General features: G+C 40.7%; 21 protein-coding genes. 17 read left to right on the top strand and 4 right to left on the bottom strand.

Going from position 1 to position 21,546, the window contains the following annotated elements; all coding sequences use genetic code 11:
• Positions 1–46: 46 nt before the first annotated feature.
• From JWG41_RS00925 to ftsZ, 7 genes are all read left to right on the top strand, one after another.
• Positions 47–1,603 carry an MBOAT family O-acyltransferase gene (locus tag JWG41_RS00925; protein ID WP_205268110.1) on the top strand — a complete coding sequence of 519 codons (1,557 nt, stop codon included), beginning with the start codon at positions 47–49 and terminating at the stop codon, positions 1,601–1,603.
• Entirely contained in the window at positions 1,593–2,858 is a 1,266-nt protein-coding gene (locus JWG41_RS00920) for a DUF1574 domain-containing protein (RefSeq protein ID WP_205268109.1), read from the top strand. Before JWG41_RS00925 ends, JWG41_RS00920 begins: the two co-directional genes overlap by 11 nt.
• A 71-nt stretch (positions 2,859–2,929) precedes the next feature.
• Entirely contained in the window at positions 2,930–4,639 is a 1,710-nt protein-coding gene (locus tag JWG41_RS00915; protein ID WP_232373601.1) for a caspase family protein, read from the top strand.
• Positions 4,640–4,912: 273 nt separating this feature from the next.
• Positions 4,913–5,278 carry an LIC_10421 family protein gene (locus JWG41_RS00910; RefSeq protein WP_205268108.1) on the top strand — a complete coding sequence of 122 codons (366 nt, stop codon included), beginning with the start codon at positions 4,913–4,915 and terminating at the stop codon, positions 5,276–5,278.
• 129 nt (positions 5,279–5,407) lie between these two features.
• Complete coding sequence (locus tag JWG41_RS00905; protein ID WP_205268106.1) at positions 5,408–6,139, top strand: cell division protein FtsQ/DivIB; 732 nt, start codon at positions 5,408–5,410, stop codon at positions 6,137–6,139.
• Between the two features lies 1 nt (position 6,140).
• Positions 6,141–7,379 carry a cell division protein FtsA gene (gene ftsA / locus JWG41_RS00900; RefSeq protein WP_205268105.1) on the top strand — a complete coding sequence of 413 codons (1,239 nt, stop codon included), beginning with the start codon at positions 6,141–6,143 and terminating at the stop codon, positions 7,377–7,379.
• A gap of 10 nt (positions 7,380–7,389) precedes the next feature.
• Positions 7,390–8,580: a cell division protein FtsZ gene (ftsZ, locus tag JWG41_RS00895; RefSeq protein ID WP_205268104.1), complete on the top strand. Its 1,191-nt coding sequence runs from the start codon at positions 7,390–7,392 to the stop codon at positions 8,578–8,580.
• Positions 8,581–8,587: 7 nt separating this feature from the next.
• Here ftsZ and JWG41_RS00890 read toward each other — a convergent pair whose 3' ends face one another.
• The 3 genes from JWG41_RS00890 to JWG41_RS00880 are packed head-to-tail and all read right to left on the bottom strand — an operon-like array spanning position 8,588 to position 11,384.
• Positions 8,588–9,994 (bottom strand): COG3014 family protein, encoded by a 1,407-nt coding sequence (locus tag JWG41_RS00890; RefSeq protein ID WP_205268102.1) that lies wholly within the window; start codon positions 9,992–9,994, stop codon positions 8,588–8,590.
• Between the two features lie 17 nt (positions 9,995–10,011).
• Entirely contained in the window at positions 10,012–10,590 is a 579-nt protein-coding gene (locus tag JWG41_RS00885; protein ID WP_205268101.1) for a penicillin-binding protein activator LpoB, read from the bottom strand.
• Positions 10,591–10,625: 35 nt separating this feature from the next.
• The gene (locus JWG41_RS00880) at positions 10,626–11,384 is read right to left on the bottom strand and encodes a hypothetical protein (RefSeq protein ID WP_205268100.1); all 759 of its coding nucleotides are present in this window, start codon (positions 11,382–11,384) and stop codon (positions 10,626–10,628) included.
• Between JWG41_RS00880 and JWG41_RS00875 the strand changes: the two genes are divergently transcribed.
• From JWG41_RS00875 to ispF, 3 genes are read left to right on the top strand one after another with little or no spacing between them, the layout of a single operon-like run.
• Positions 11,359–11,856, top strand: coding sequence for a hypothetical protein (locus JWG41_RS00875; protein ID WP_232373600.1), 498 nt, complete (start codon positions 11,359–11,361; stop codon positions 11,854–11,856). The genes JWG41_RS00880 and JWG41_RS00875 overlap by 26 nt on opposite strands.
• A gap of 21 nt (positions 11,857–11,877) precedes the next feature.
• Complete coding sequence (nadA, locus tag JWG41_RS00870; protein ID WP_205268096.1) at positions 11,878–12,864, top strand: quinolinate synthase NadA; 987 nt, start codon at positions 11,878–11,880, stop codon at positions 12,862–12,864.
• Positions 12,865–12,869: 5 nt separating this feature from the next.
• Positions 12,870–13,364, top strand: a complete 495-nt coding sequence (ispF, locus tag JWG41_RS00865) for a 2-C-methyl-D-erythritol 2,4-cyclodiphosphate synthase (protein ID WP_205268095.1) — start codon at positions 12,870–12,872, stop codon at positions 13,362–13,364.
• Here ispF and JWG41_RS00860 read toward each other — a convergent pair.
• Complete coding sequence (locus JWG41_RS00860; RefSeq protein WP_205268094.1) at positions 13,361–13,816, bottom strand: hypothetical protein; 456 nt, start codon at positions 13,814–13,816, stop codon at positions 13,361–13,363. The two genes, ispF and JWG41_RS00860, sit on opposite strands and share 4 nt — an antisense overlap.
• Positions 13,817–13,896: 80 nt before the next feature.
• On the opposite strand from JWG41_RS00860, the gene JWG41_RS00855 reads away from it, so the two are divergent.
• The 7 genes from JWG41_RS00855 to JWG41_RS00825 all read left to right on the top strand — a co-directional run.
• Positions 13,897–15,933, top strand: coding sequence for a SpoIIE family protein phosphatase (locus JWG41_RS00855; RefSeq protein WP_232373599.1), 2,037 nt, complete (start codon positions 13,897–13,899; stop codon positions 15,931–15,933).
• On the top strand, positions 15,926–16,972 hold the full coding sequence (locus JWG41_RS00850) for a carotenoid 1,2-hydratase (protein ID WP_205268092.1): 1,047 nt from the start codon (positions 15,926–15,928) through the stop codon (positions 16,970–16,972). Before JWG41_RS00855 ends, JWG41_RS00850 begins: the two co-directional genes overlap by 8 nt.
• 3 nt (positions 16,973–16,975) lie before the next feature.
• Complete coding sequence (locus JWG41_RS00845) at positions 16,976–17,986, top strand: ABC transporter permease subunit (protein WP_205268091.1); 1,011 nt, start codon at positions 16,976–16,978, stop codon at positions 17,984–17,986.
• Positions 17,983–19,032 carry an ABC transporter permease gene (locus JWG41_RS00840; protein WP_205268090.1) on the top strand — a complete coding sequence of 350 codons (1,050 nt, stop codon included), beginning with the start codon at positions 17,983–17,985 and terminating at the stop codon, positions 19,030–19,032. The genes JWG41_RS00845 and JWG41_RS00840 overlap by 4 nt, the downstream gene beginning before the upstream one ends.
• Positions 19,029–20,018 carry an ABC transporter ATP-binding protein gene (locus JWG41_RS00835; protein WP_205268088.1) on the top strand — a complete coding sequence of 330 codons (990 nt, stop codon included), beginning with the start codon at positions 19,029–19,031 and terminating at the stop codon, positions 20,016–20,018. Before JWG41_RS00840 ends, JWG41_RS00835 begins: the two co-directional genes overlap by 4 nt.
• Entirely contained in the window at positions 20,011–20,967 is a 957-nt protein-coding gene (locus JWG41_RS00830; RefSeq protein ID WP_205268086.1) for an ABC transporter ATP-binding protein, read from the top strand. Before JWG41_RS00835 ends, JWG41_RS00830 begins: the two co-directional genes overlap by 8 nt.
• A 7-nt stretch (positions 20,968–20,974) precedes the next feature.
• Positions 20,975–21,546 (top strand): AsmA family protein (locus tag JWG41_RS00825; protein ID WP_205268085.1); only part of this gene is annotated, 572 nt, incomplete at its 3' end.

Genomic DNA, 21,546 nt, shown 5'->3' with positions numbered 1-21,546 from the left:
TTGAATTTTACAGAATCGAGTGATCCGGAAATTGTAACGAAGACCGATGCTTTTTAATACCTTTGTCTTTTTCATCTTCTTTCTTATCGTGTATGCGGTCTTTTTGGGATTCGGATGGTTTGCCGGAAAACAAAAATGGGCCTACCGCGCGCAGAACCTTTGGTTGTTACTAGCATCCTACTTTTTTTATGGATGGTGGGAGTGGTTTTTTCTCACCCTCATTCTCATTAGTACCGTTATCGACTATTGTGCTGCTATCTTCATTGAAGGCACAGAAAACAAAACCCGCCGCCGCCTCTATCTATCAGTTTCCATAATCGCTAACTTGGGCCTACTCTTTACCATGAAGTACTACGATTTTTTCGCAGTAAACCTCATTGATTCGTGGAACCAATTGGCTTTGTGGCTTGGTTCCACGGCGGCAACCGATACCAATACGTATTTGTTACGAAATATCATCCTTCCTGTAGGGATCAGTTTTTATACCTTCCAAACCATGTCCTACACCATTGATGTGTTTCGGAAACAGATCAAAGCGGAACGCGACTTCTTTGATTTTGCTCTCTTTGTGAATTATTTTCCGCAACTTGTCGCAGGTCCGATTGAAAGAGCCCAAGACCTTCTCCCTCAATTGAAAAAACCAAAATTCCCTACAATGGACGGGGTGCAGAAAGGATTGTATGACATCCTTCTTGGTTACTTTATGAAAGTTTATGTGGCCGATAACCTAGCCACCTATGTAGACCAAGTCTTCCTTGCAGGAAAGTCCATTTACACACAAAATCCAGACATCATCCAAGCCATGGATGGTTCTCAAGTGTTTGCTGGTGGATTTTTATTTTTAACGCAGATCTACTGTGACTTTGCTGGGTATTCTTTTATTGCTCTTGGTGTTTCCCGCCTTCTCGGTGTCACTCTCACCATCAATTTTGAAACTCCAGAATTTTCGAAAACACCAACCGAGTTTTGGAATCGTTGGCATGTAACACTGAATCGGTGGTTTCGGGATTATATTTATATTTCTCTTGGGGGAAGTAAATACGGTAAGTTTGCCCAGTACAGAAACTTATTTATTATCTTTTTCTTATCGGGGCTTTGGCACGGCGCCAATTGGACCTTTATCACTTGGGGATGTTTGCAAGGTATTTACACCATCATCTATCTAGTCTTTTTTGCTAAAAAGAAAGAAGACAAAAAAGAAACTGATGAACTCACAAAACCTTCGTTACAAGAAAAACTTCTCAGCATACTCACAGGAACCTTTAGTCGCGTATTGATTTATACACTCGTAGTGTTTAGTGGTGTAGGATTTCGTTCTTATGATGCCAACATGATGTTTCTCTATATGGGAAAAATTTTGTCCTTTTGGAATTGGGATATGAATCCAAACAATAATATTAAGGATATGGTGGGACTTTTTGGAGAATACTTCAGAATCTTCTTACCACTGCTTATCATTGATGGAATCACTTACTTTAAAAAAGAAAGGTATTGGGTTTTTGTATCCCATCCTCTTGTCCAAGTTTTTGTATTATCCTTTATGGGATTTCTCATTCTCACTCGTGGAGTTTTTGGGAAGGAGGTAATCTACTTTGCGTTCTAAATTTTTAGGAATAGGGATCACCCTCTTAGTTTTTTTGGTATTGGAACTTGTGGTTCGGTTTACAGGAATCCACTATTTGGAACAACCAGAAATTTTCTTTGTAAACTTAAAGAAAAACTTTGTCGAATCGGGAAAGGGTGATGCCGATATTATTGTGTTAGGTGATTCTCGCTCAATGGCTCTTGCCGGTTATCCGAGAGAACCAGGTATTGAATATTCTGTTTATAATCATAGTTTGCCGGCCATGGGGCCAAAGTACTATCGTTTCTTTTTGGATAAGTATTTAAAAAAGGGAAATGCCAAACCGAAGATGGTTTTATTTGCCGCATCCCCAAAACTATATTCTACGGGGTATGGCCCACCTTTGTACGATCCCGATGGCAAATCAGTAAAGGAAAACGAAACCATTCCCGCTTTTATGAATCGAAGGTGGAAAGAAGGAATCGAGAAGAATTTTTTTCGCACACCCACTCCTACCAATATTATCAGCTATAGTGGAAAACAAGAAGACGCAAACCAAATCCTTTGGGAATTTTTTGGCCATCGTTACCTCCACCAATTTACATTTTCGGAACTATCCGAACAATACTCTGGTGTGGAACGTTTGTTTATCCTTTCCAAAGCAACTCCACTTCTATACGAATCCTACAGATTTCATGGTGCGATTCGCAATGCCTTAAGCCAAACCAATTGGAAGGTAGATAAAAATTACAAAGCACGGTCTTTGTTTTGTGAGTCCTGTGAAAATGTAGAAGCAGGACTTTGTAAACCAGCATCTTCCCAATTAGAAGACAATTTTACCATTGAAGACCAAATCAATCGCCACTTTGGAAAATACAATATTTCCAATCGATTGAAACCAGAACTTGTTTTGTTTTCTAAAGAATTGATTAGAAAGGAATGGGAAGCCGAGCGATCCAATCCAAAACCTTATGTGTATCACAAACCAGACTTTATTGTATTAAAAGAACTGATCGAATACACACGTTCCCAAGGAATTCAATTTGGAATGGTTTATATGCCTTGGATGAAGGAAGGCCAAGAATCTAGGGAATCCCAAGATTTACTGGCTGATCTAAAAACTTTTTTTAGAGAAAATCCCGATGTGGGCTTCTTTTTCTTTCCCGATTCTTCCTACCCAAGCGACCGATTTGTAGATAATATCCATTACGATTGCCGAGGAGAAAAACGGGTAAACGAAGAATTCCGTAATTATGTTCTTCCGCAAGTGTTCCGTTTTTTGCATTCTAAATAAAAATCCAATTGATTTCCGATTTCTGATGTTGGAGAATGAGGCACTCCATCCGGATAAGAGGAAACCCAATCATGTTTTCGTTTCGAAACATATTTGTTTGTATTCTATCGGCCTATCTCATCGGTGTACCGGTGTTTGGGCAGAACCGTTACGCGTTGTTCATTGGAACTAACTACAAAGGGAACACAGCTAAAATCCCTGAGTTGAACCTCTGCGAAGCAGACGCAACATTTCTAAAAGAAAAAATCCAAAAGAAAGGAAACTTCAAGGATATCAAAGTCCTGTTAGGTTCCATGGTCACTCGCGATAATGTAAAAAACGCGATTTCCCAATTGGGTAAAGTTGTAGGAAAAGAGGACTCTGTGTTTTTATACTTCTCCGGCCACGGAATGTATATGAAAGATGCAAAGGCAAAAAATGGAATGCGTAACTATCTCATTTGTTACGATCGCCCTCATATTTCTGATGAAGAATTAAACGAATTTTTAACCGATATCAAATCCCAAAAAACCGTTCTTGTGATGGACTGTTGTTATTCGGGAGGGATTGCCAAAAAAGGGAAAAATACCCGCGGTGCTGCCGAGATCCCGATTGCCCAGGGGAATGATGGGGTTGTCCGCCAAAACGCAGAAGACTACTTCTTCCAAGACAAAGCTGTGATTTCCTCTTCGGACGATGACCAAACCTCTATCGAAGTGGGAGGAACCATCAACCATGGGATCTTTACTTATAACTTTGGAAATGCCCTAGAAAAAGGGGATTTAAACAAAGACAGTGTGGTGACAGCCCTCGAAGCCTTCTTTGTTGCCAAGGAAGAGACAGTCAAGATGGCTCGCCAATTCAACCATGAACAGACCCCGCAAGTTTCTGGAAATGCCGCAGGGATCTTTTTGTCAGGTTCTCCAAAACCACAAACCCCTCCGCCAAAACCACCGAACGTGGTGATTAACGTTCCGATCACACCGGTGGAAAACACAACACCACCAAACAATAATACAACGACACCTCCAGTGGCACCAGAACCGGAACCAACACCGGCCAACGAAACCACAGTGGTCATCCCTCCGATTACGGAAGCGGAACCACCGGCACCCCCTTCTGTCACAACAGGAAGTATCCTCATCCGCACTTCCATCATCAAAGACAAGTCCTATGGGGGAGCGGCCACCAAGTCTCCTTATGACCTTCTGAACAAACAGGGGAAACTCAAATCTTCAACTCCAGAAGACAAAGTAAGGTCCATCAAAGTCCTTGTGGATGATCAGGAATACACTTCCCAAGTCACAACAGAGAAATCTAAAATTTGGGGATCGGTTTCCAAAAATGGAACTTTGGTTCAGGGAGATATCTACAATGTGAAAATAGATAACCTACCTGCCGGAGTGCACCAAATTGAAATCCGTGCGGACAAATATCCGATCTACAAAACGGCCACTGCTGTCCTTCCGAAACAGACCGTCACTGTGGACGCCGTCAACTCGATGGATGGATTTGGTGCGATTCGGGGCCGAGTGTTTTTCAAAACCTTGGACAACCCGATCGAAAAACACCCAATCTATATGCCGACTGTGGTCTCCACCAACCAAATCTTCAAAGTCACTACTGACAAAGATGGATACTTTTGGTTTACCAACTTAAAACCGGGCAAATACGAAATCCGAGCTAGTTTCATGGAAGAAATGAAATTGGAAAATTCGGAGATCCATGTCCAACCGGGAGAAGTGACCAATGTGGACATCATCCTCAATAAAAAATTGAGTTATACCAAAACCAAATACTAACCAAAACCCTCTTCGGAGGGTTTTTTTGATTCCAGATAGGCCGGGATTCCCTCTATAGTTGCTGTTTCGAGCCAGATTATGAATGATTTGATTAAATTTAATCCATAAATGATTAATATTAATCTGAATTTAACTTTTTTTCCTGATTTGGGGCAATCGATGGCAAATTCTATGGAATTTCAGATTGAATTTAATCGCAACGAGAAGTTTTCTAGAGTCATAGAACAAACAAAGGGAATCGGAAAAAGAGGTTCCCACTCTAGAGAGGATCACATGAAAACAACAAAGATTATCGCAACAGGGATCTTGGCTTTTGGACTTGTAACAGCAAATCTCCAAGCTTTAGATACAAACGAAAGATTGGAGCTTTTGGAGTCTGCTATGATTGACCAAGCAACGACTCCAGCGCAAAAATCTGCCGTTTCGGAATACCTAGCGAATGTCGCTAAAGAAAAAGTAGAGATGGCTCAGGCACTTCGTGACAGAGCAGGATCTACTCGCGGTGGAAAAGCCATTAGCCAAATGAACGAGAGAAGTGAACTTCTTCGCCGTGCTGAGGCTCTTGAAAAAGATGCTAAAAAATACCGCACTATCTCTATGGATCTAACTAAACCGTCCATGCAGGTAGCACAAAACTAAACAATCCCAAACACCAGTTTGAGATTTGTGAGAAAGGTCAGGTTCGCCTGACCTTTTTTTGTACCCTCTTAATTCTCTAATTCATATTATTGCTTTCCAAACAACCTAACTATGTGACATAATCAATATATGGTTGACACCCCCCAAGAAATCAAAGAAAAACGATTTGGACGCGTGGTTCCGATCCTATTGGTCTTTGTAGGCCTTGTGGCTCTTGGACTGATCTTTCGTTGGGGTAGACCTGTGAAGCCGGTGGATCGTTTGGAATGGGAAGGCCTTGTGGCTCTTTCTCCTCCTTTGGTTCTCACTTATTTAGGAGTGGATCCAGAGTCACCGATGATAGGGGATTGGAAAGATTGGGAGAAAAAACTCTCAGATCATCCAAGAATTCGGAAGGTTCGAATCACTAGAGACCCAGACGGTTTTTTGATTATCAACATACAGGAGAAAGTCGCCGAATTTGTCATACATGTAGGAAATTCCCTGTATGAAGTGGATGAAGATCTGGAGATACTTTCCAGAGATCAAGTGTTAGCTAATCATACCATTGTGATTAGTGGGCAGTTCACCGTCGGGGAAGAGAAACTAGAAGGCCGACAGATTTTTGATATCACCAAAGAAATGCGACATGCTCTTTCCCTTTACCCTGCACTTAAATCTAGAATTTCAGAACTCGTCGCTGAACGTGACGGCAATTATACTATGTATTTAAAATCACCAAACTCCATCAAAGTATACTTAGGTGATAAATTAGAATTGAATGTATTTCGCAAATTATATGCATCCTTAGCTTATATGGAAGCAGAATCAGTAAAAGCTGTTTCCATAGACTTAAGAGGCGAGGACGCAATTTATCATTAATATGAGCTATGATGACGTACCTATCATAACGGCCTTGGATTTAGGATCCTCTCTGGTGAAAGTTGTCATTGGGCGACTTGTGGGAGATCACGAAATTGAAATTATCGGAACGGGAGTGTACCCGTCTGCCGGTATCAAAAACGGATCCATTGTCAATGTAGAAACAACAACCAAGTCCATCATAGAGGCGTTTGGTGATGCTGAACTGATGGCCGGCCAAGAAATCAATGCAGTCGTTGTGAATGTTTCTGGAAAGTCAGTGCACGGTTTCAATGAAAAAGGAATCATCGCTGTTACCAACAGAGAACGTATTGTATCTGAAACAGATATTATGCGAGTTGTGGAAGCCGCACAAGCGGTTCATGTCCCGAACGACCAACAAGTCATCCATGTCCTCACTAAAGAATTCAAAGTCGATGACCAAGTCAATATCAAAGATCCGATTGGAATGACTGGGGTTCGGTTAGAAGCAGAAGTACATATTGTATCTTGTGGAAACACGGCTCTCAATAACATTGATCGTTGTGTCGAACAAGCCGGCCTTTTGCAAATGGACCGAGTGTTATCTAGTCTTGCTTCTTCCGAAGCCATCCTCACTTCGGGTGAAAAGGATTTGGGAACCGCAGTTATTGACATTGGGGCTGGAATTTGTGATATCATCATCTATGTCGATGGGGGAATTGCTTTTTCCTCAGTGGTTCCCTTTGGTGGATTCCATATCACAAGCGATATTTCCATTGGTTTAAAAACCACTGTAGAAACAGCAGAAGTCATCAAAAAACGATATGGCCACACTCGCATTGATATGGTGGACCCTACAGAAAAATTCGAAATCCCTTCGATCTCAGGTAGGCCCGCTCGGTCTGTATTCCGTCAGGAACTGGTAGAAATTTTGGAACCAAGGGTTCGTGAAATTTTAGAAATGATCGATCATGAACTAGTGCGGTCAGGATTTAAGTCTAGTTTGGCGGGAGGGGTGATCCTTACAGGAGGATCCTCTCTTTTACAAGGAATAGAAGCCACTGCTGAGGAAGTATTACGTCTGTCAGTCGGTCGTGCAAAACCGGCAGGTCTTAGTGGCCTTGTGGATAAAATTTCTTCTCCCGAATATGCTACTGCTGTTGGTCTTATCAAATATAGCTCAAAAATACAAAACTTAGAACAAAGAAACATGCATTCCGGATCTGATTCAGACGGTTGGATGAAGAAGGTTCGTCGTTGGATGGAGAATAATCTCTAAGGATATGTCGATGTTGTACCTAGAAGAAGAAAAAACAAGCCCTGCTATTATCAAAGTCATTGGAGTTGGTGGGGGTGGAATGAACGCCGTCACTCGTATGGTTCATGCCAAAATGACGGGTGTTGATTTTATTGTGATGAACACCGACGAACAAGTATTATTAAAATCTCCTGTAGAAGTCAAAATCCAATTGGGTAATAAAGTGACTCGAGGGATGGGTGCCGGTGGGGATCCAGAACTGGGAGAAAAAGCAGCCCTCGAAGATAAGGAACGAATTATATCAGCCCTCAAAGGTGCCGATATGGTTTTTGTCACTGCGGGAATGGGTGGGGGAACAGGAACCGGAGCCGCTCCTATCATTGCAGCCATCGCCAAAGAAATGAAATGTTTAGTGGTCGGTGTGGTCACAGTTCCTTTTTCCTTTGAAGGAAAAAGAAGAGCTGAACTTGCGAAACAAGGAATCGACCAACTCCGTGCCAATGTAGATACCCTCATCACCATTCGGAATGATTCTATCTTTCAAGTAGTGGATAAAAACACACCTGTGGATATGGCTTTCCGAGTGATCGACGATATCTTGTTAAATGGGGTTCGTGGGATCAGTGATATCATCAACCATCCAGGAATCATCAATGTAGACTTTGCTGATGTAAAAACCATTATGAAAGATACTGGAGATGCAATTTTAGGTGTAGGCGAAGGGCGTGGGGAAACTCGTGTGAGTGAAGCTGTCGAACAGGCCATTAACAACACACTCCTTGAAGATTCTAGCATCCAAGGGGCTAAGTCCCTTCTCATCAACGTGACCGGCGGAAATGATCTTACCATTCACGAATGGAATGAAGTTTCTCAAATCATCACAGCACAAGCAGATCCCGATGCCAATATCATCATTGGACTCAATGAAGACACGAACCTTTCGGACCAAATTCGGGTGACAGTGATTGCGACTGGATTTAACAAAAGAGGGAAACAATACCAAAGGGAACAAAAGGCCGTGGGTTCAGAAGAATCCATTTCTCCTATGGTTTATGTCCGAAAGTCTGAGGAAAAAGATTCTGGATTTGGGAAAGAAGTGGATTCGACAAGGTCCATCCGCCAATCGAACCGAGGATTTTCTTCTCAAAAACAATCCTCCCCGTTTCAAAATTACGGAGAGGATTACGATATCCCTGCTTTTTTAAGAAGAAAAAACGACTAGAAGTTAGTTAGTTCGAATACGAACGAACCGAAACAAACAACGGTTTGCCGGCTTCTACGAGAAGTTTTTTCGGAGCGGCAGTCACAACAGATCCTGGAGATTCTACTTTAAAGTCGTATTCTCCGGGAGCTAAAAGAATTCGTTTCACTTGGAAGTTGGAAGGAATGGTCCTCCAACAACGTAAGTCTGGAGCAATGGTTTGTGCAACGGCAAGACCAGCGGCCGCACCTGCAGCCACTCGAATGAGTCCCGAAACCAAATCATTGTTTTTACCTCTTCCACCCGATTCGATCGCACGAGCCATAGCTTCGGAAGCAATCACTGCCGCTACCACTTTGACTGCGAGTGAAGTTAAGTTTTTGGTAATGAGAGCTTTGTAGTTTTCATTAAAATTATTCATCGCTGTTTCAGAATAATTGTTCATGATATCGGAATATCCAACATCCACACCGTTGATGTAGTATTTTTTAGGGAGAGAACCTTTGGGATCTCGTTCCTTATAAATCGGAATGGGATTTTCAGCAACAGATAATGCCGCAATGGCACCTGTAAGGGAAGCACCAGCCCCTTTGGCCCAAAGTCCTTTTTCCACAGCACCACGAAGGGCAGCAGCAAAGTATTCATCTTCGATTAATTTTCCACGAGACATTTTGATGGCCGACTTACCTGCTTCGTGGATGATGATGACCTCGGAAAGTTTTTCGTTTTCGGGAGATGTCCTTTGCATGGAACTACTGTAGGCCTGCAAACTGGAACGGCCGGCCGCATATTTGGATTGGTCTCCAGAGTCTCCTTCTTTAGCAGCTAACAAGTATCTGTCGGCGATTAGGTTTTGGCTTTTTCCAATGAGTTGTTCCATGTTTTTGTATTGGACTCGTGCATCATTGTAACGACCTAAAGATTCGGAAACATAAGCGTCAATCAGTCTTGCTGCATTGTTTTGGCGATATTCTGCCGCCAAAAAACGCATTTCTTTTAATTCGAAGTCGAGCCTTCGGAAATAAATTTTTGCGTTATTGGTATCCCCTTGCAGGAGATAATTGTTCGCAATGTAGAACTTGATCATGACTCTTTCAAAGTCTTCACCGGTATAATTGGATTCGTTATCGGAAAGGATAAACGAAAGTCCAGACCTCGTCATACTAACTCTGATATTGTCTGCTAAATCTTCTGCTTCTTTGAAAACTTTATTGGAGGTTACGTAATCTCCTTTGGTATGAAAAATCATACCTGCTTCCATCAAAAATAGAAGTTTGTCCTTACTAGAGGAACCTTCGTAAAGTTCTCTAATTTTAGGAATGGCAGAATCATAATCTTGCCCATAGTACGCCGACTCGGTTGCTTTGATGATTTTATTGTAATCACTAGCACAACCGAGAATGAAAAGAGAAAGAAAGAGAATTGTTTTTTTCATGAAATGATGGGCAGGGATTACCAGCTAACCCCTTTATTTCCGCGAACAGCAAGTTTACGATACGAAACTTTTTCAGACCAAACAGCGATGGTGGTTTCCACTTCTACAAGTTCGATATTGATGGACTGTTCTACGATTTTTTCTCCGTCAGAGGTAAACATGTTTTCGTTGATTTCGCAACGGACAAAGAAATTCGGAGATTTGAGTTTTCCAATTGAGAGTCTGTTGGAAGTCAGTCCGGACAAACTGAACTGGATTTCGTTAAGCGACTGTTCTCTTGTTTTTGTGCGAACTGTATAAATTTTACCTTTGATGAGTTTGGAAACAAAGGCGTTGTCAAAAAGTTCTGTTTGGATTTGTTCCGACGTATCGTTACGTGTGGGGAAGTGAGCCACAAAGACACCTTCTTCATGCGGGTTTTCTTTAAAGTACTCCGCAATTTGGCCTGCTAGTTTGTCAGCAGCTTTCACCAGTTCTTGGCTAGTGAGCCCACCTGAGTCGGAGATATAATCATCAGCGTTGTCAAGTCGTTTGGGACTGCTACTGCATTGGAATAAGAATCCTACTAAGAGAAAGGAGAAAAGAATTTGTTTCATAACCCCACTCATATGGGGGACGAAAACCGGTCTTGTCAATTCCAAAAATCGACTTTCAGTTCCTCTACTTTTGCACTGCGATAAGAAGTTCTTTCCTCTTCGGACATTTCTAATAATTCTCTCGCGTAGAGCAAATCGACAACTTGGCGAAAAAACATAGGGCTTTCCCAGGCCTGGATTTCCCATTTTTCCTTTTGGTAGAGTTCGGCTTTTTTCTTCAGAAAAATCCGTTTCCTTTCCCTTGCATAACTGTAGGGATTTTTCTGAACATAATCTTCCAGATAAGAAAGAAGCCAAACCGGAGGAGTGGTGGGGTGTTTGGGAAAGAGGAGGGTGCGTAAGGCGAGGGGAAAAATCTCTTCGGATATACGATTCACAGCTGTTAGTTTTTCATAAGAAGAAAGACCTTCTTCCTTTTCGACTTCCCCCGTTTTTTCCTTCCAGTTCATAAAAGCTATATAAACCGCATAGAGAACATGGCCTCTTTCATCAGGATAGGTTTCTAGTAAATAGGCATAAGTTTGGTCACGGTCTCCCTTCCAAAGGTAGGATTCTTTACCGCGCAGGGTTTCTAAAAAATCACGTAAGTCGGATGGATATCCGGGTCCGAGGAGAACCTCGGGACGATTTTGTAACCTCTGCCAATAGACCTCAGAACGGGAATCATAAGAAGATTCCTTGTGATCGGGGTTCGTTTTTTTCTGAAAAAGGAAATAGACAAGACCACCCAAAAGGAGGGAAAGTAGAATCAGTATGAGAAGGAAGGTGATGATTTTCTTTTTGTTTGTGGGCATTGTCTTTGGGGCAAATGGTTGTAAACAAGAAACGAAAGAGGATTCTGAAACAGAATTACTCAGTTCGATCCTATCGCAGGGGAACGGTATCAATTCCGCTTGTCAAAGATTTATTTTATCGGAATCAAATTGTGTGGCCACTGCCGATTCAAGTTTGAGCGTCTGTTCGGGGCTTGTGTCTCGTTTGAAAGGAGAAATCCTTCCCCAAGAATTGAGTACCGATGCCGTTGCTATTTTGTACTTTGATTGTTTTACAAAAATAAATTTAGCATATAATATTGCCAAAGCTTGTAACCAAAATTCTTTTAATTCTAATTCTGACTACCGAAGAGTCCAAAGAACAGGGACCTCGCAAGCGGAACTATCTTGGCGCGAAGCTTTCAATCAATGTGGATCTTTAGAAAATGAAGTTCCACCTACAGATTCAGGGCTTCGAGAAACAGACACCATCTTACGTTCCGATCCGTTTTGATATTCACTTAAGGAGTGTTATATGTCGCTGGTAACTAAAGACCAACTGGTCCAAAAATTAAATCCTATTTACCTTCCCCATGAAATTGAAGAACGGATCCTTCCCTTAGCGGAAGAAATTAACCGCCTCAAAAAAGAAAAAAACGCAGTGATCCTCGGCCATAATTATATGACACCGGATGTGTTCTGGGGCGTGTCGGATATCATTGGAGACTCTTTGTATCTTTCCAAAATGGCAAAGGAAACCAAGGCGGATATGATCCTTTTTAATGGAGTTCATTTTATGGCAGAAACGGCCAAAATCCTATCTCCAGAAAAAAGAGTGCTAATCGCTGATCTAAAAGCTGGTTGTTCTCTCGCAGAAGCCATCACAAGAGAGGATGTCAAAGCTCTCAAAGCCAAATATCCTGGAGTTCCCGTAGTCACGTATGTCAACTGTTCGGCGGAAGTAAAAGCAGAAACGGATGTATGTTGCACTTCAGCCAATGCCGTGCAAATCGTCAACGCAGTGGAAGGGGATACGGTGATTTTTTTGCCCGATGAATATTTGGCAGGAAATGTGCGAAACCAAACCTCTAAAACCATCATCTCGCATCCAGGTCGTTGTATGGTTCACGAAATGTATACTCCGGAAGATATTCGTTCCGCAAAACGATTGTTCAGTGAAGGACTGACTGTGATTACTCATCCTGAGTGTCATGAAGATGTTGTGAAAGAGGCTGATTTTTCTGGCTCTACTTCGCAAATGGTGGATTTCATTCGACAAAGTAAAACCAACAAAATTATGTTAGTGACCGAGTGTTCGATGGGAGACAACCTTCGGGCCGAATTTCCGGAAAAAGAATTTGTATCCACTTGTCAAACTTGTCCGCATATGAAAAAAATTACTTTGGAAAAAGTAAGAGATGCTCTTCTCAAAGAACAGTATGAAATCTTTTTGGATGAAGAAGTGATTCGTCTCGCACAAAAATCTGTGAATCGTATGTTAGAATTGAGTTATAAAAAGTAGGATCTATGTTTAGAGTTGGAAACGGAATCGATTTTCATAAATTAATCCACGAACCCTTTCGCCCTCTTGTCCTTGCGGGTGTTGAGATCAAATCGGAATTTGCTCTTCTTGGTCATAGTGATGCCGATGTGGTTTTACATGCAGTCGCTGATGCCATTCTCGGAGCTTTGGCCCTCGGTGATATTGGGGTTCATTTTCCCGATACAGACCCACAATACAAAAATATGAAGTCCTCTCGGATTGTTGAGAAATGTTTGGAACTGATTGCCGAAAAAAAGTTTAAACTTGTGAATGTCGATTGTACTTATGTGGGAGACCATCCCAAGATCAGTCCTATCCGTGCCGAGCTGAATGCCTCATTGGCAAATATCACCAAATTGCCGTTAGATTGTGTTTCGATCAAAGCCACCACTTCCGAAGGAATGGGTTCGCTTGGTCGTAGTGAAGGTGTGATGGTGATGGCAACCGTTTTACTCGAAAGTACAAAGTCTAAATCTTAGAATAGTTTTTGTTTTCCTGAGGCAATGTGGTCTAGGTCTGCATTGCTAAAGAATAAAAAGAGTAGTTTGGAAAGAGTGTTTGGATTGGTTTCCAATTCCCAGGTTCCATAGATACGAACACCGTTCTGGTTCGTTTCCCACCTATAGGATTCTTTTAAGATGCGATAGTGTTTGAAACCTTCCGCTAGAATTTGGAATTCCGATTTTCCTTGTGCGATGGCAACCGTTGTCGTGCATTTTACTAGTTCCCCCATGACTTTGGTTTCCCAGGTTTCACCCACCGCTGGTGGTCGTTGGGATTTGGGTTGGAAGGAGTCATAGAGAATCTTTTGGACTTGTTCGGGTTTGTTCTGTACGTCCCAGGTCCGCTCGATCCGAGTTTCACTTTGTCGGAATATGGCAAATGCAAAGACCAAAACAAAAACACCAAAGACACGGAGATACCAAATCATATCTCCATTGAAAAATCTATTGCCTAGGGATCGATTGAAATTTATTTTTCTCCTACCGAAGGGAAACTACGGTGAGGGTTTTGCCACTGCACGCAGGAAGAGAAATATCATCAAAACGTGTCTCGGGATTGGTCCAAGTTTACCAACGCGAGAACCATCTATCGCGCCACACCAACCCATTTCCTGAAATCTTAGAAGATACAGTTTATACCCGAATTCTAAAAGATCCCAATTATTGGATCTCGCAAGATTTGGAAGATAAAATCATTCAAATCATTGCCCAATCCCTCGATATTTCTGGAATCTTATACCACCTGGGCACTGAAAGTCTCATCACAAATGCGTATGATTTACTTCCTTTAGATGATTCACGAATTGATTTGGTGGAGATGATCCAACGGTTACCAATTCTAATTGGTCGACTAACACGCGCTGTATATCTAAACGTAAAACCAGTTGCCGATCAAAAAGTAACATTTGTATTTAATTATTTACCCGAATACCAAGAGAAGTGGTATGATGCCGTTTTTTTTCAAGGAATGCTGAATGGCCTTGCCGTACTCTTTGAACTGAAAGAATTCAATATCCGAATGACAAAAACCAGGCTTTTTGGAATTCACATGTCTCACAAGGAGTTAGGTGAGGATATTTTATTCGGTAGTGAATCCAATGAATATGAGATGGATTGGTTGGAAGACAATTTGTTTTTATCACGGTCTCGTTTGACAAAAGATGATATCTCGAACCGACATAGAGTGATGGTCACATCTAGAACGGATTCCCAATTGGAAGAAATTTCCATTGTGGATGTCAAAGATGTGGTTCGGAGGTCTCGCGAGCTGGCGATTGAAAATCGAGATTTAGAAGCGGCCGTTGAAGTATTAAAATCATTCAAACAGGAGTTGGAAAAAAAACAACTCTCTATGGCTAAGGACTTACGCCTTGCCAAAAACATCCAAAAAGGTCTGATCCCAGAAATCATCCCCGATTGGAATGGAATTCAGTTTTGGACTGGATTTACTCCAATGCAAGAGGTGAGTGGGGATTATTACGATTACTTTCCGTATAACATGAATAAGTTGGGAGTGGCGGTTTGTGATGTTTCCGGCCACGGTGTTCCTGCCGCTTTTATTACAGCATTATCCAAAATGTTGTTTTCCAATTTTAAAAAATCAAAACCATCCGAAATATTCAAACTCATCAATCGGGAGTTACTGGATTTAGTCAAACAACAAGGATACACAACTTGCGTTTATGCTTTGATCCATGATGATTATAAAGTTTTGTATTCTGTTGCCGGCCACCCAAGACCCATTTTATTCAAAGCCAAAACAGGAAAGGCAGAAATCTGTGAAGGGGATGGAACCTTTCTCGGAATGTTTCCCGATGCCGGAGAGACCTTTCTTGATTTTCAAATCCAATTGGAACCTGGGGATCAATTGTTTTTATACACAGATGGTTTGACAGAAGCGGAAAATGATAAGGGCCTTGCGTTTGGAGAAACGAAACTCATTCAAATCATAGAATCTTGTGTTGAAAAATCCATCCAAGAAACTGTAGAGACCATTCTCACAAACCACAAAGAATTTACCATGGGCACAGATCCTATGGATGATATCACACTTCTTGGCCTTCAGTTGTCTCCAAGACTTCCTGAGTTCAATGTAATTAAGGCTAAGGGAGATGAAGCTTATCTTAAAAAAGAGTTTCAGGAAGCTGTGAACCTTTATGAAAAGGCACACCAAATTTTACCTCGTGAACTCGACACACAACTCTCCTATGGGAAAGCTCTGGCTCACAGTAGGGACTTTGATAAAGCCATTCGTTTATTAGAATCGTATAATAAATTCAAAACCAATCATTTCAAATCCCATTCGGTTTTGGGTTATTGTTATTACCAAATGGAAATGTTTGAAAAAGCAGAAATCGAGTGGAAAAAAGCACATTCAATCAATGATTCCAAACTATCTAATTTATATAACTTAGCGTTAGTATACAGAAAGTTAAATGAAAAGAAAAAAATGAAAGATGCCATTGAAAAAATGAAACGAATTGATCCATCTTACATTCATATCCTTCCACTTGAAAAGAAGTGGGAGTCCTTACCTGATGAATAGAATTAAAATTGTAATCCTATCCCTTCTCTTTTTTCATTTTAGTTTTCCGAAAGATCATAGTTTCCATTCTGATTTTGGATTGGAGTGGTGTTACTTTGTTGGTCATATTGAATCCAGTTCTGGGAATCAGTACGGGTATGAATTGTCTTTTTTTCGATTGAAATTTTCCGAAGATAAAGATTGGAATCCTGAAATTTTTCCCGTTCATTTTGCCATTTCCGATTTTTCTTCAAAAAAGTATAAAAGTTCTCAATCCATCAAACGAACAATAGGTGATCTTGCCGGTTATTCAGAAAAAAATATTTATAGTGGGGATTACCGATTAGAGATTATTTCGAAAGATCAATTTCATATCCAGGCACAGTCTAAATCAAAAGATTTAAGTTTGGATTTGGAATTAGAAGGAAATGGAAAAATCCTCGTTCATGGCAAAGATGGGATTTCGATCAAATCCAATCGAAATCCAAATATATTTTCGTATTACTATAGTTATCCGAGACTCAAAACAAAAGGAAATCTTTTTGTGAATGGGAAAAAAGAAACAATTGTTTCTGGAAACTCTTGGATGGATCACGAATGGAGTGAGAAAAATTCCAAGTCCCTTCCGAGTCTTGCCACAGGGGAAACCGGTTGGGATTGGATTTGTTTGTCGGATAATTTAGGTGGTGACTATGTATTCTTTCGATTTCGAGAATCGCCCGTGGTCACCGCAGAGATTTTTGGAACCTATCGAAATCCAGAAGGTAAAACTACCTATTGGAAGGAACCGGGTCAGATCCAAATGGAGACCACCGGAGCCTATTGGAAAAGTCCTACGACTAAAATCGAATACCCACTCCACTGGAAAATCAAATATCCCGGTGGAGAATGGATGGTTTCCCCTCTTTTCAATGAACAAGAGTTTGATGGAAGTAAGACAACTTCTACAATCTATTGGGAAGGTGGCGTTACAGCAATCGATCCAATCCAAAAAAAGTCATCCAAGGGATATTTAGAATTGAAAGGTTATGAAAAACCGAAAGAGTGGTGGGAGTTCTAAGATATGTGGAAATATTTTCTAAAACGGTTTTTACTCATCTTTCCTACCCTACTTGGAATCACTTTCCTTGTTTTTTTGATCTCTCATTTTGCACCCGGTGGCCCACTCAATAGTGAGATTGCCAAACTAAAGGGTACGGGGAATTTGGCCGGTGCTTCCACGAAACAAATTTCACAGGAAGAAATTGAACTCATCAAACAAAGACTCCACTTAGACAAACCAGCACCAGTAGCTTACCTACTTTGGCTGAAACAAATTGTTCAGTTTGATTTGGGTGAATCAAGATTACACTCTCGTAAGGTATCAGAACTCATTGTAGAGAAACTTCCAGTTTCTCTTTTCTTTGGTTTGTCTGGATTCTTTTTAACTTATCTGATTTGTATTCCTCTCGGAATTCAAAAGGCATTAAAAGAAGGAAGCCGATTCGATTTCATATCAAGTTTCATTATCTTTTTTACATATTCTCTTCCTGTTTTCGCCTTTGCGATGTTACTTTTGTATCTGTTTGCATCGGGGGAAGTGTTTTCCTTTTTTCCATTAGGACATGAAGTTTCTGATTTCTATGAAGATTTGAGTTTTTGGGGAAAGGTAAACGATCGCCTGGCACATATGTTTTTACCTGTGATTTGTTATGTGGTGGGGAGTTTTGCAGTTCTTACATTGCTTATGAAAAATAGTTTGCTAGATCAAATCGCAAAAGAATATGTGCGCACCGCCATATCCAAAGGTCTTAGTTTTTCTGATTCTATCTTTCGTCATGCTTTCCGCAATTCTCTCATTCCCATTGCTACTGGTTTTGGAAGTAACTTAACTTTGATTTTTTCAGGATCCTTGTTCATTGAGTTGGTCTTTAATATCGATGGGATGGGACTTCTTAGTTTTGAAGCCGTAAGAGAAAGAGACACGGATCTTATGATGGGTTTACTTCTCGCTCAAAGTTTTTTAGGACTCATCGGAAAAATTGTCTCCGATTTCTGTTACATACTCATAGATCCGAGGATTGATTTCGAATGAATTTTATATCAAACCCGGCAAACATTCGTAAGTGGGAAAAGTTTAAAAAGAATAAACGTGCGTACTATTCGATGTTAATTCTTTTTTATACTTATGTTTTGTCTTTGTTTTCCCCACTCCTTATCAATAACAAACCATTGTTTATTTTGTATGAAGGGAAGGTTTCCTTTCCGATTTTTAGCTTTTATCCAGAAACAAAGTTTGGTGGGGTCAATCTCACAGAACCCAATTATAAAAAACTCAGTAAAGAATCTCGGTTTATAAATTCCTCCAATCATATGTTATTTCCCCCCATTCCTTTTGGTGTGAATGAAGACAACTTGGAAAGTTTAGAAGAAGGGACAAACCCTCCTTCCAAACCGACACTTCGTCACTGGATGGGAACAGACGATCGTGGTCGGGATGTGTTCACTCGTATCATTTATGGATACAGGCTCGCGATGACTTTTAGTTTGATCCTCATTGTAGTCGAGATCCTACTTGCTTCCTTTATCGGTGGGGTCCAAGGTTATTTTGTGGGTCGTCTGGATTTATTTTTGCAAAGGATCATTGAAATCCTTTCTGCCATTCCATTTTTATATCTCATATTGATTATGGGTTCGTTTTTTGGACGAGGGTTTATGATCCTCATTGTGACTTATGGTTCCTTAAGTTGGATCGGCCTTAGTTATTATATGCGTGGGGAATTTTTAAAACTCCGCAAACAGCAGTTTGTGGATGCGGCAAAAACTTTGGGAGCTTCTTCCTTTTCTATCATTATGCGCCACTTGTTGCCAAATTCCATCACACCCCTCGTTACCTTTTTACCTTTTATTTTAATCTCTGCGATCTCTGTGCTTTCGGCCTTGGACTTTTTGGGTTATGGAATTCCGGCTCCCAATCCTTCTTGGGGAGAGCTCATCGGTCAAGGAAGAGAAAGACTCACGGCTTGGTGGTTGATTACTTTCCCATCGGTGGCTTTGTTTCTCGCCATTTTATTTTCAGCATTTGTGGGTGAGGGATTACGGGATGCCTTTGATCCCAAAGATAAGGTGGTTTACGAATGAATCCAAATCCGAAAGCCATTGAAGTCAAGGATCTATCCATTCAAATCAAAACCGATGATGGAATTTTACCCATTGTCGACAGTCTCAATTTCCATTTGGTAAAAGGGGAAACCTTAGCCCTTGTGGGTGAGTCTGGATGTGGAAAGTCGATCACTAGTTTGGCGCTCACCAGACTATTACCATCCAATACCACTTTGTATCCAACAGGATCCATTTTATTTGAAGATCACGACTTACTAAAGGCAACGCCTGACCACCTAAGATCAGTTCGTGGAAAAGAAATTTCTTATGTATTTCAAGAACCATTTTCTGCTTTGAATCCCCTCCATAAAATTGGAGCCCAACTGATAGAAGGATTTTTATTACATGGACTTGGTTCGAAAGAAGAAGCGGAAGAGAAGGCTATCTATCTACTAGAAAGAGTAGGGATTACCGATGCCAAATTAAGGCTCGGCCAATACCCAAACCAGTTCTCTGGTGGGATGTTGCAAAGAGTTTGTATTGCTATGGCCCTCATGTGTGATCCAAAAATTTTAATCGCGGATGAACCAACGAGTGCTATCGATGTTACCATCCAATTGCAGTTGATTGAACTTCTAAAAGAATTACGCAAAGAAAATGGAATGTCGGTTCTTTTTATTTCTCATGATATTGGGCTTGTGAGCCATATTGCCGATCGAATAGCCGTGATGTATGCAGGAAAGATCATCGAACAAGGAACTGTGGCTGAGGTCATTGACAATCCAAAACATCCTTATACGAAAGCCTTGATTTCTGCTTATCCCACTCATGAAAATATCGGTAAAAAACTAGTTACTATCGAAGGGATTGTTCCTTCTCCCAAATCGTATCCCACAGGGTGTCGGTTCCATACACGTTGTAGTGAAAAACTTCCTGTTTGTAACCAGTCAGTTCCAAAAGCGGTATCCATGTCTGAATACCAGTTGGTAGAATGTTTTTTATACGGAGGAAAGGAAAGTGCTTAATGTAAAAGACTTGGTTGTTTCTTATAAACAATCCCAAACCCTTTCTTTTTCTTCCAAACGACTGGTTGCCGTAGAGGGAGTTAGTTTTTCCATTCCCCAAGGAAAAATTTTAGGTCTCGTGGGTGAGTCTGGATGTGGTAAGTCCACCATTGGCCGAGCGATTTTATCCTTATTACCATTTGATTCTGGTTCCATCCAGTTTGAAGATAAGGAAATTAAAAACATTCCCAAAGATGGATTAAAAGCTCTCAAACGAAAAATCCAAGTAGTGTTCCAAGATCCGTATTCTTCGTTGAATCCCCGTTTTACGATTGAGGAGATCATCACCGAAGGTTTACAAATCCATTTCCCAAAATTATCCCTTTCCGAAAAAAAAGAAAAAGCAATTCAGGCATTAAGTGAAGTCAATTTACCTTCTGATATTTTGCATCGTTACCCTCATGAGTTTAGTGGGGGCCAAAGACAAAGGATTGCCATTGCTCGGGCTTTGATTTTAGAACCAAACCTTGTGGTTTGTGATGAAGCGGTTTCGGCATTGGATATTTCCACCCAAGCACAAGTAATTAATAATATTTTGTTATTACGTGAGAAATATGGCCTATCTTATTTGTTTATATCTCATGACTTGAACATTGTAAAACACGTATCGGATCGAATTGCCGTCATGTATTTAGGACAAATTGTAGAAGAGGGCAGTCGCGATGAAATAAGTAACTCACCTCTACATCCCTATACAAAGGCCTTGTTCTCTGCTAGTTTCGATTTAAAGGATCGATCCAGAGTTTCTAAGCCATTGACGGGAGAAATACCTAGTTTGATGAATAAACCTAAAGGTTGTAGATTCCATACAAGATGTCCCATCGTTCAAGATATTTGTAAAACGGAAGAACCTGTGGAAACATTTCCTACACAATCGCGTAGAGTAAAATGCCATTTCCCTTTAAAGTAAAATTGTGATGAACTTAAGCATTCGAGACAAAATCAAAGGAGTGGTCGGTAAAACCCTACTCACTTTGATATTTATCGTTTCTATGACGATGTTTTTTATTTTGTATCCGCTCCTTGCAGATCCAGACTATTATAAAAAATTAATTTTAGATACAACGAACCAACTAACAGGATTGCAGGTGAACTACCAAACCTCGGAACCTGTTTTTTTCCCATTTCCAGGCATTGAACTTGCTGAAGTAACGGTCTCTAAAAATGAAGATGAGCTCATCAAACTTCATAAACTCAGGATCGAAGTTTACTACGGGGTTTTTGTTGGCCAAACCTTAGAGATCAGGAAGATTTACCTCAATACGGGAACCGTGGAGATCACTCGGGAAAAAGATGAATCCTTTCCCATTTTTGAACGAATCCTTTCTAATTCAGAAAAAGCCGCTCCGGAAATTAGCAAAGAAAAAGAAGAAATCAGTTTAGAAGAAACAAAATACTATTTCTCGAAAGTCTTTGCCAACTTTGTAAACCAAATCGAAATCAAAAATATCACAATCCTTTTTGAAGATAAATTGTATTCTCGAAATAT

The sequence above is a fragment of the Leptospira chreensis genome, assembly GCF_016919165.1.
Taxonomy (GTDB): Bacteria; Spirochaetota; Leptospiria; order Leptospirales; family Leptospiraceae; genus Leptospira_A; species Leptospira_A chreensis.
This window is presented reverse-complemented; position numbering and strand designations above follow the sequence as displayed.

What these genes read in the sequence shown, in the direction of transcription:
- JWG41_RS00925 (WP_205268110.1), top strand. Translation starts at nt 47, where the DNA reads ATGCTTTTTAATACCTTTGTCTTTTTCATCTTCTTTCTTATCGTGTAT.
- JWG41_RS00915 (WP_232373601.1), top strand. Translation starts at nt 2,930, where the DNA reads ATGTTTTCGTTTCGAAACATATTTGTTTGTATTCTATCGGCCTATCTC.
- JWG41_RS00910 (WP_205268108.1), top strand. Translation starts at nt 4,913, where the DNA reads ATGAAAACAACAAAGATTATCGCAACAGGGATCTTGGCTTTTGGACTT.
- JWG41_RS00905 (WP_205268106.1), top strand. Translation starts at nt 5,408, where the DNA reads ATGGTTGACACCCCCCAAGAAATCAAAGAAAAACGATTTGGACGCGTG.
- ftsA (WP_205268105.1), top strand. Translation starts at nt 6,141, where the DNA reads ATGAGCTATGATGACGTACCTATCATAACGGCCTTGGATTTAGGATCC.
- ftsZ (WP_205268104.1), top strand. Translation starts at nt 7,390, where the DNA reads ATGTTGTACCTAGAAGAAGAAAAAACAAGCCCTGCTATTATCAAAGTC.
- JWG41_RS00890 (WP_205268102.1), bottom strand. Translation starts at nt 9,994, where the DNA reads ATGAAAAAAACAATTCTCTTTCTTTCTCTTTTCATTCTCGGTTGTGCT.
- JWG41_RS00885 (WP_205268101.1), bottom strand. Translation starts at nt 10,590, where the DNA reads ATGAAACAAATTCTTTTCTCCTTTCTCTTAGTAGGATTCTTATTCCAA.
- JWG41_RS00875 (WP_232373600.1), top strand. Translation starts at nt 11,359, where the DNA reads ATGATTTTCTTTTTGTTTGTGGGCATTGTCTTTGGGGCAAATGGTTGT.
- JWG41_RS00880 (WP_205268100.1), bottom strand. Translation starts at nt 11,384, where the DNA reads ATGCCCACAAACAAAAAGAAAATCATCACCTTCCTTCTCATACTGATT.
- nadA (WP_205268096.1), top strand. Translation starts at nt 11,878, where the DNA reads ATGTCGCTGGTAACTAAAGACCAACTGGTCCAAAAATTAAATCCTATT.
- ispF (WP_205268095.1), top strand. Translation starts at nt 12,870, where the DNA reads ATGTTTAGAGTTGGAAACGGAATCGATTTTCATAAATTAATCCACGAA.
- JWG41_RS00860 (WP_205268094.1), bottom strand. Translation starts at nt 13,816, where the DNA reads ATGATTTGGTATCTCCGTGTCTTTGGTGTTTTTGTTTTGGTCTTTGCA.
- JWG41_RS00850 (WP_205268092.1), top strand. Translation starts at nt 15,926, where the DNA reads ATGAATAGAATTAAAATTGTAATCCTATCCCTTCTCTTTTTTCATTTT.
- JWG41_RS00845 (WP_205268091.1), top strand. Translation starts at nt 16,976, where the DNA reads ATGTGGAAATATTTTCTAAAACGGTTTTTACTCATCTTTCCTACCCTA.
- JWG41_RS00840 (WP_205268090.1), top strand. Translation starts at nt 17,983, where the DNA reads ATGAATTTTATATCAAACCCGGCAAACATTCGTAAGTGGGAAAAGTTT.
- JWG41_RS00835 (WP_205268088.1), top strand. Translation starts at nt 19,029, where the DNA reads ATGAATCCAAATCCGAAAGCCATTGAAGTCAAGGATCTATCCATTCAA.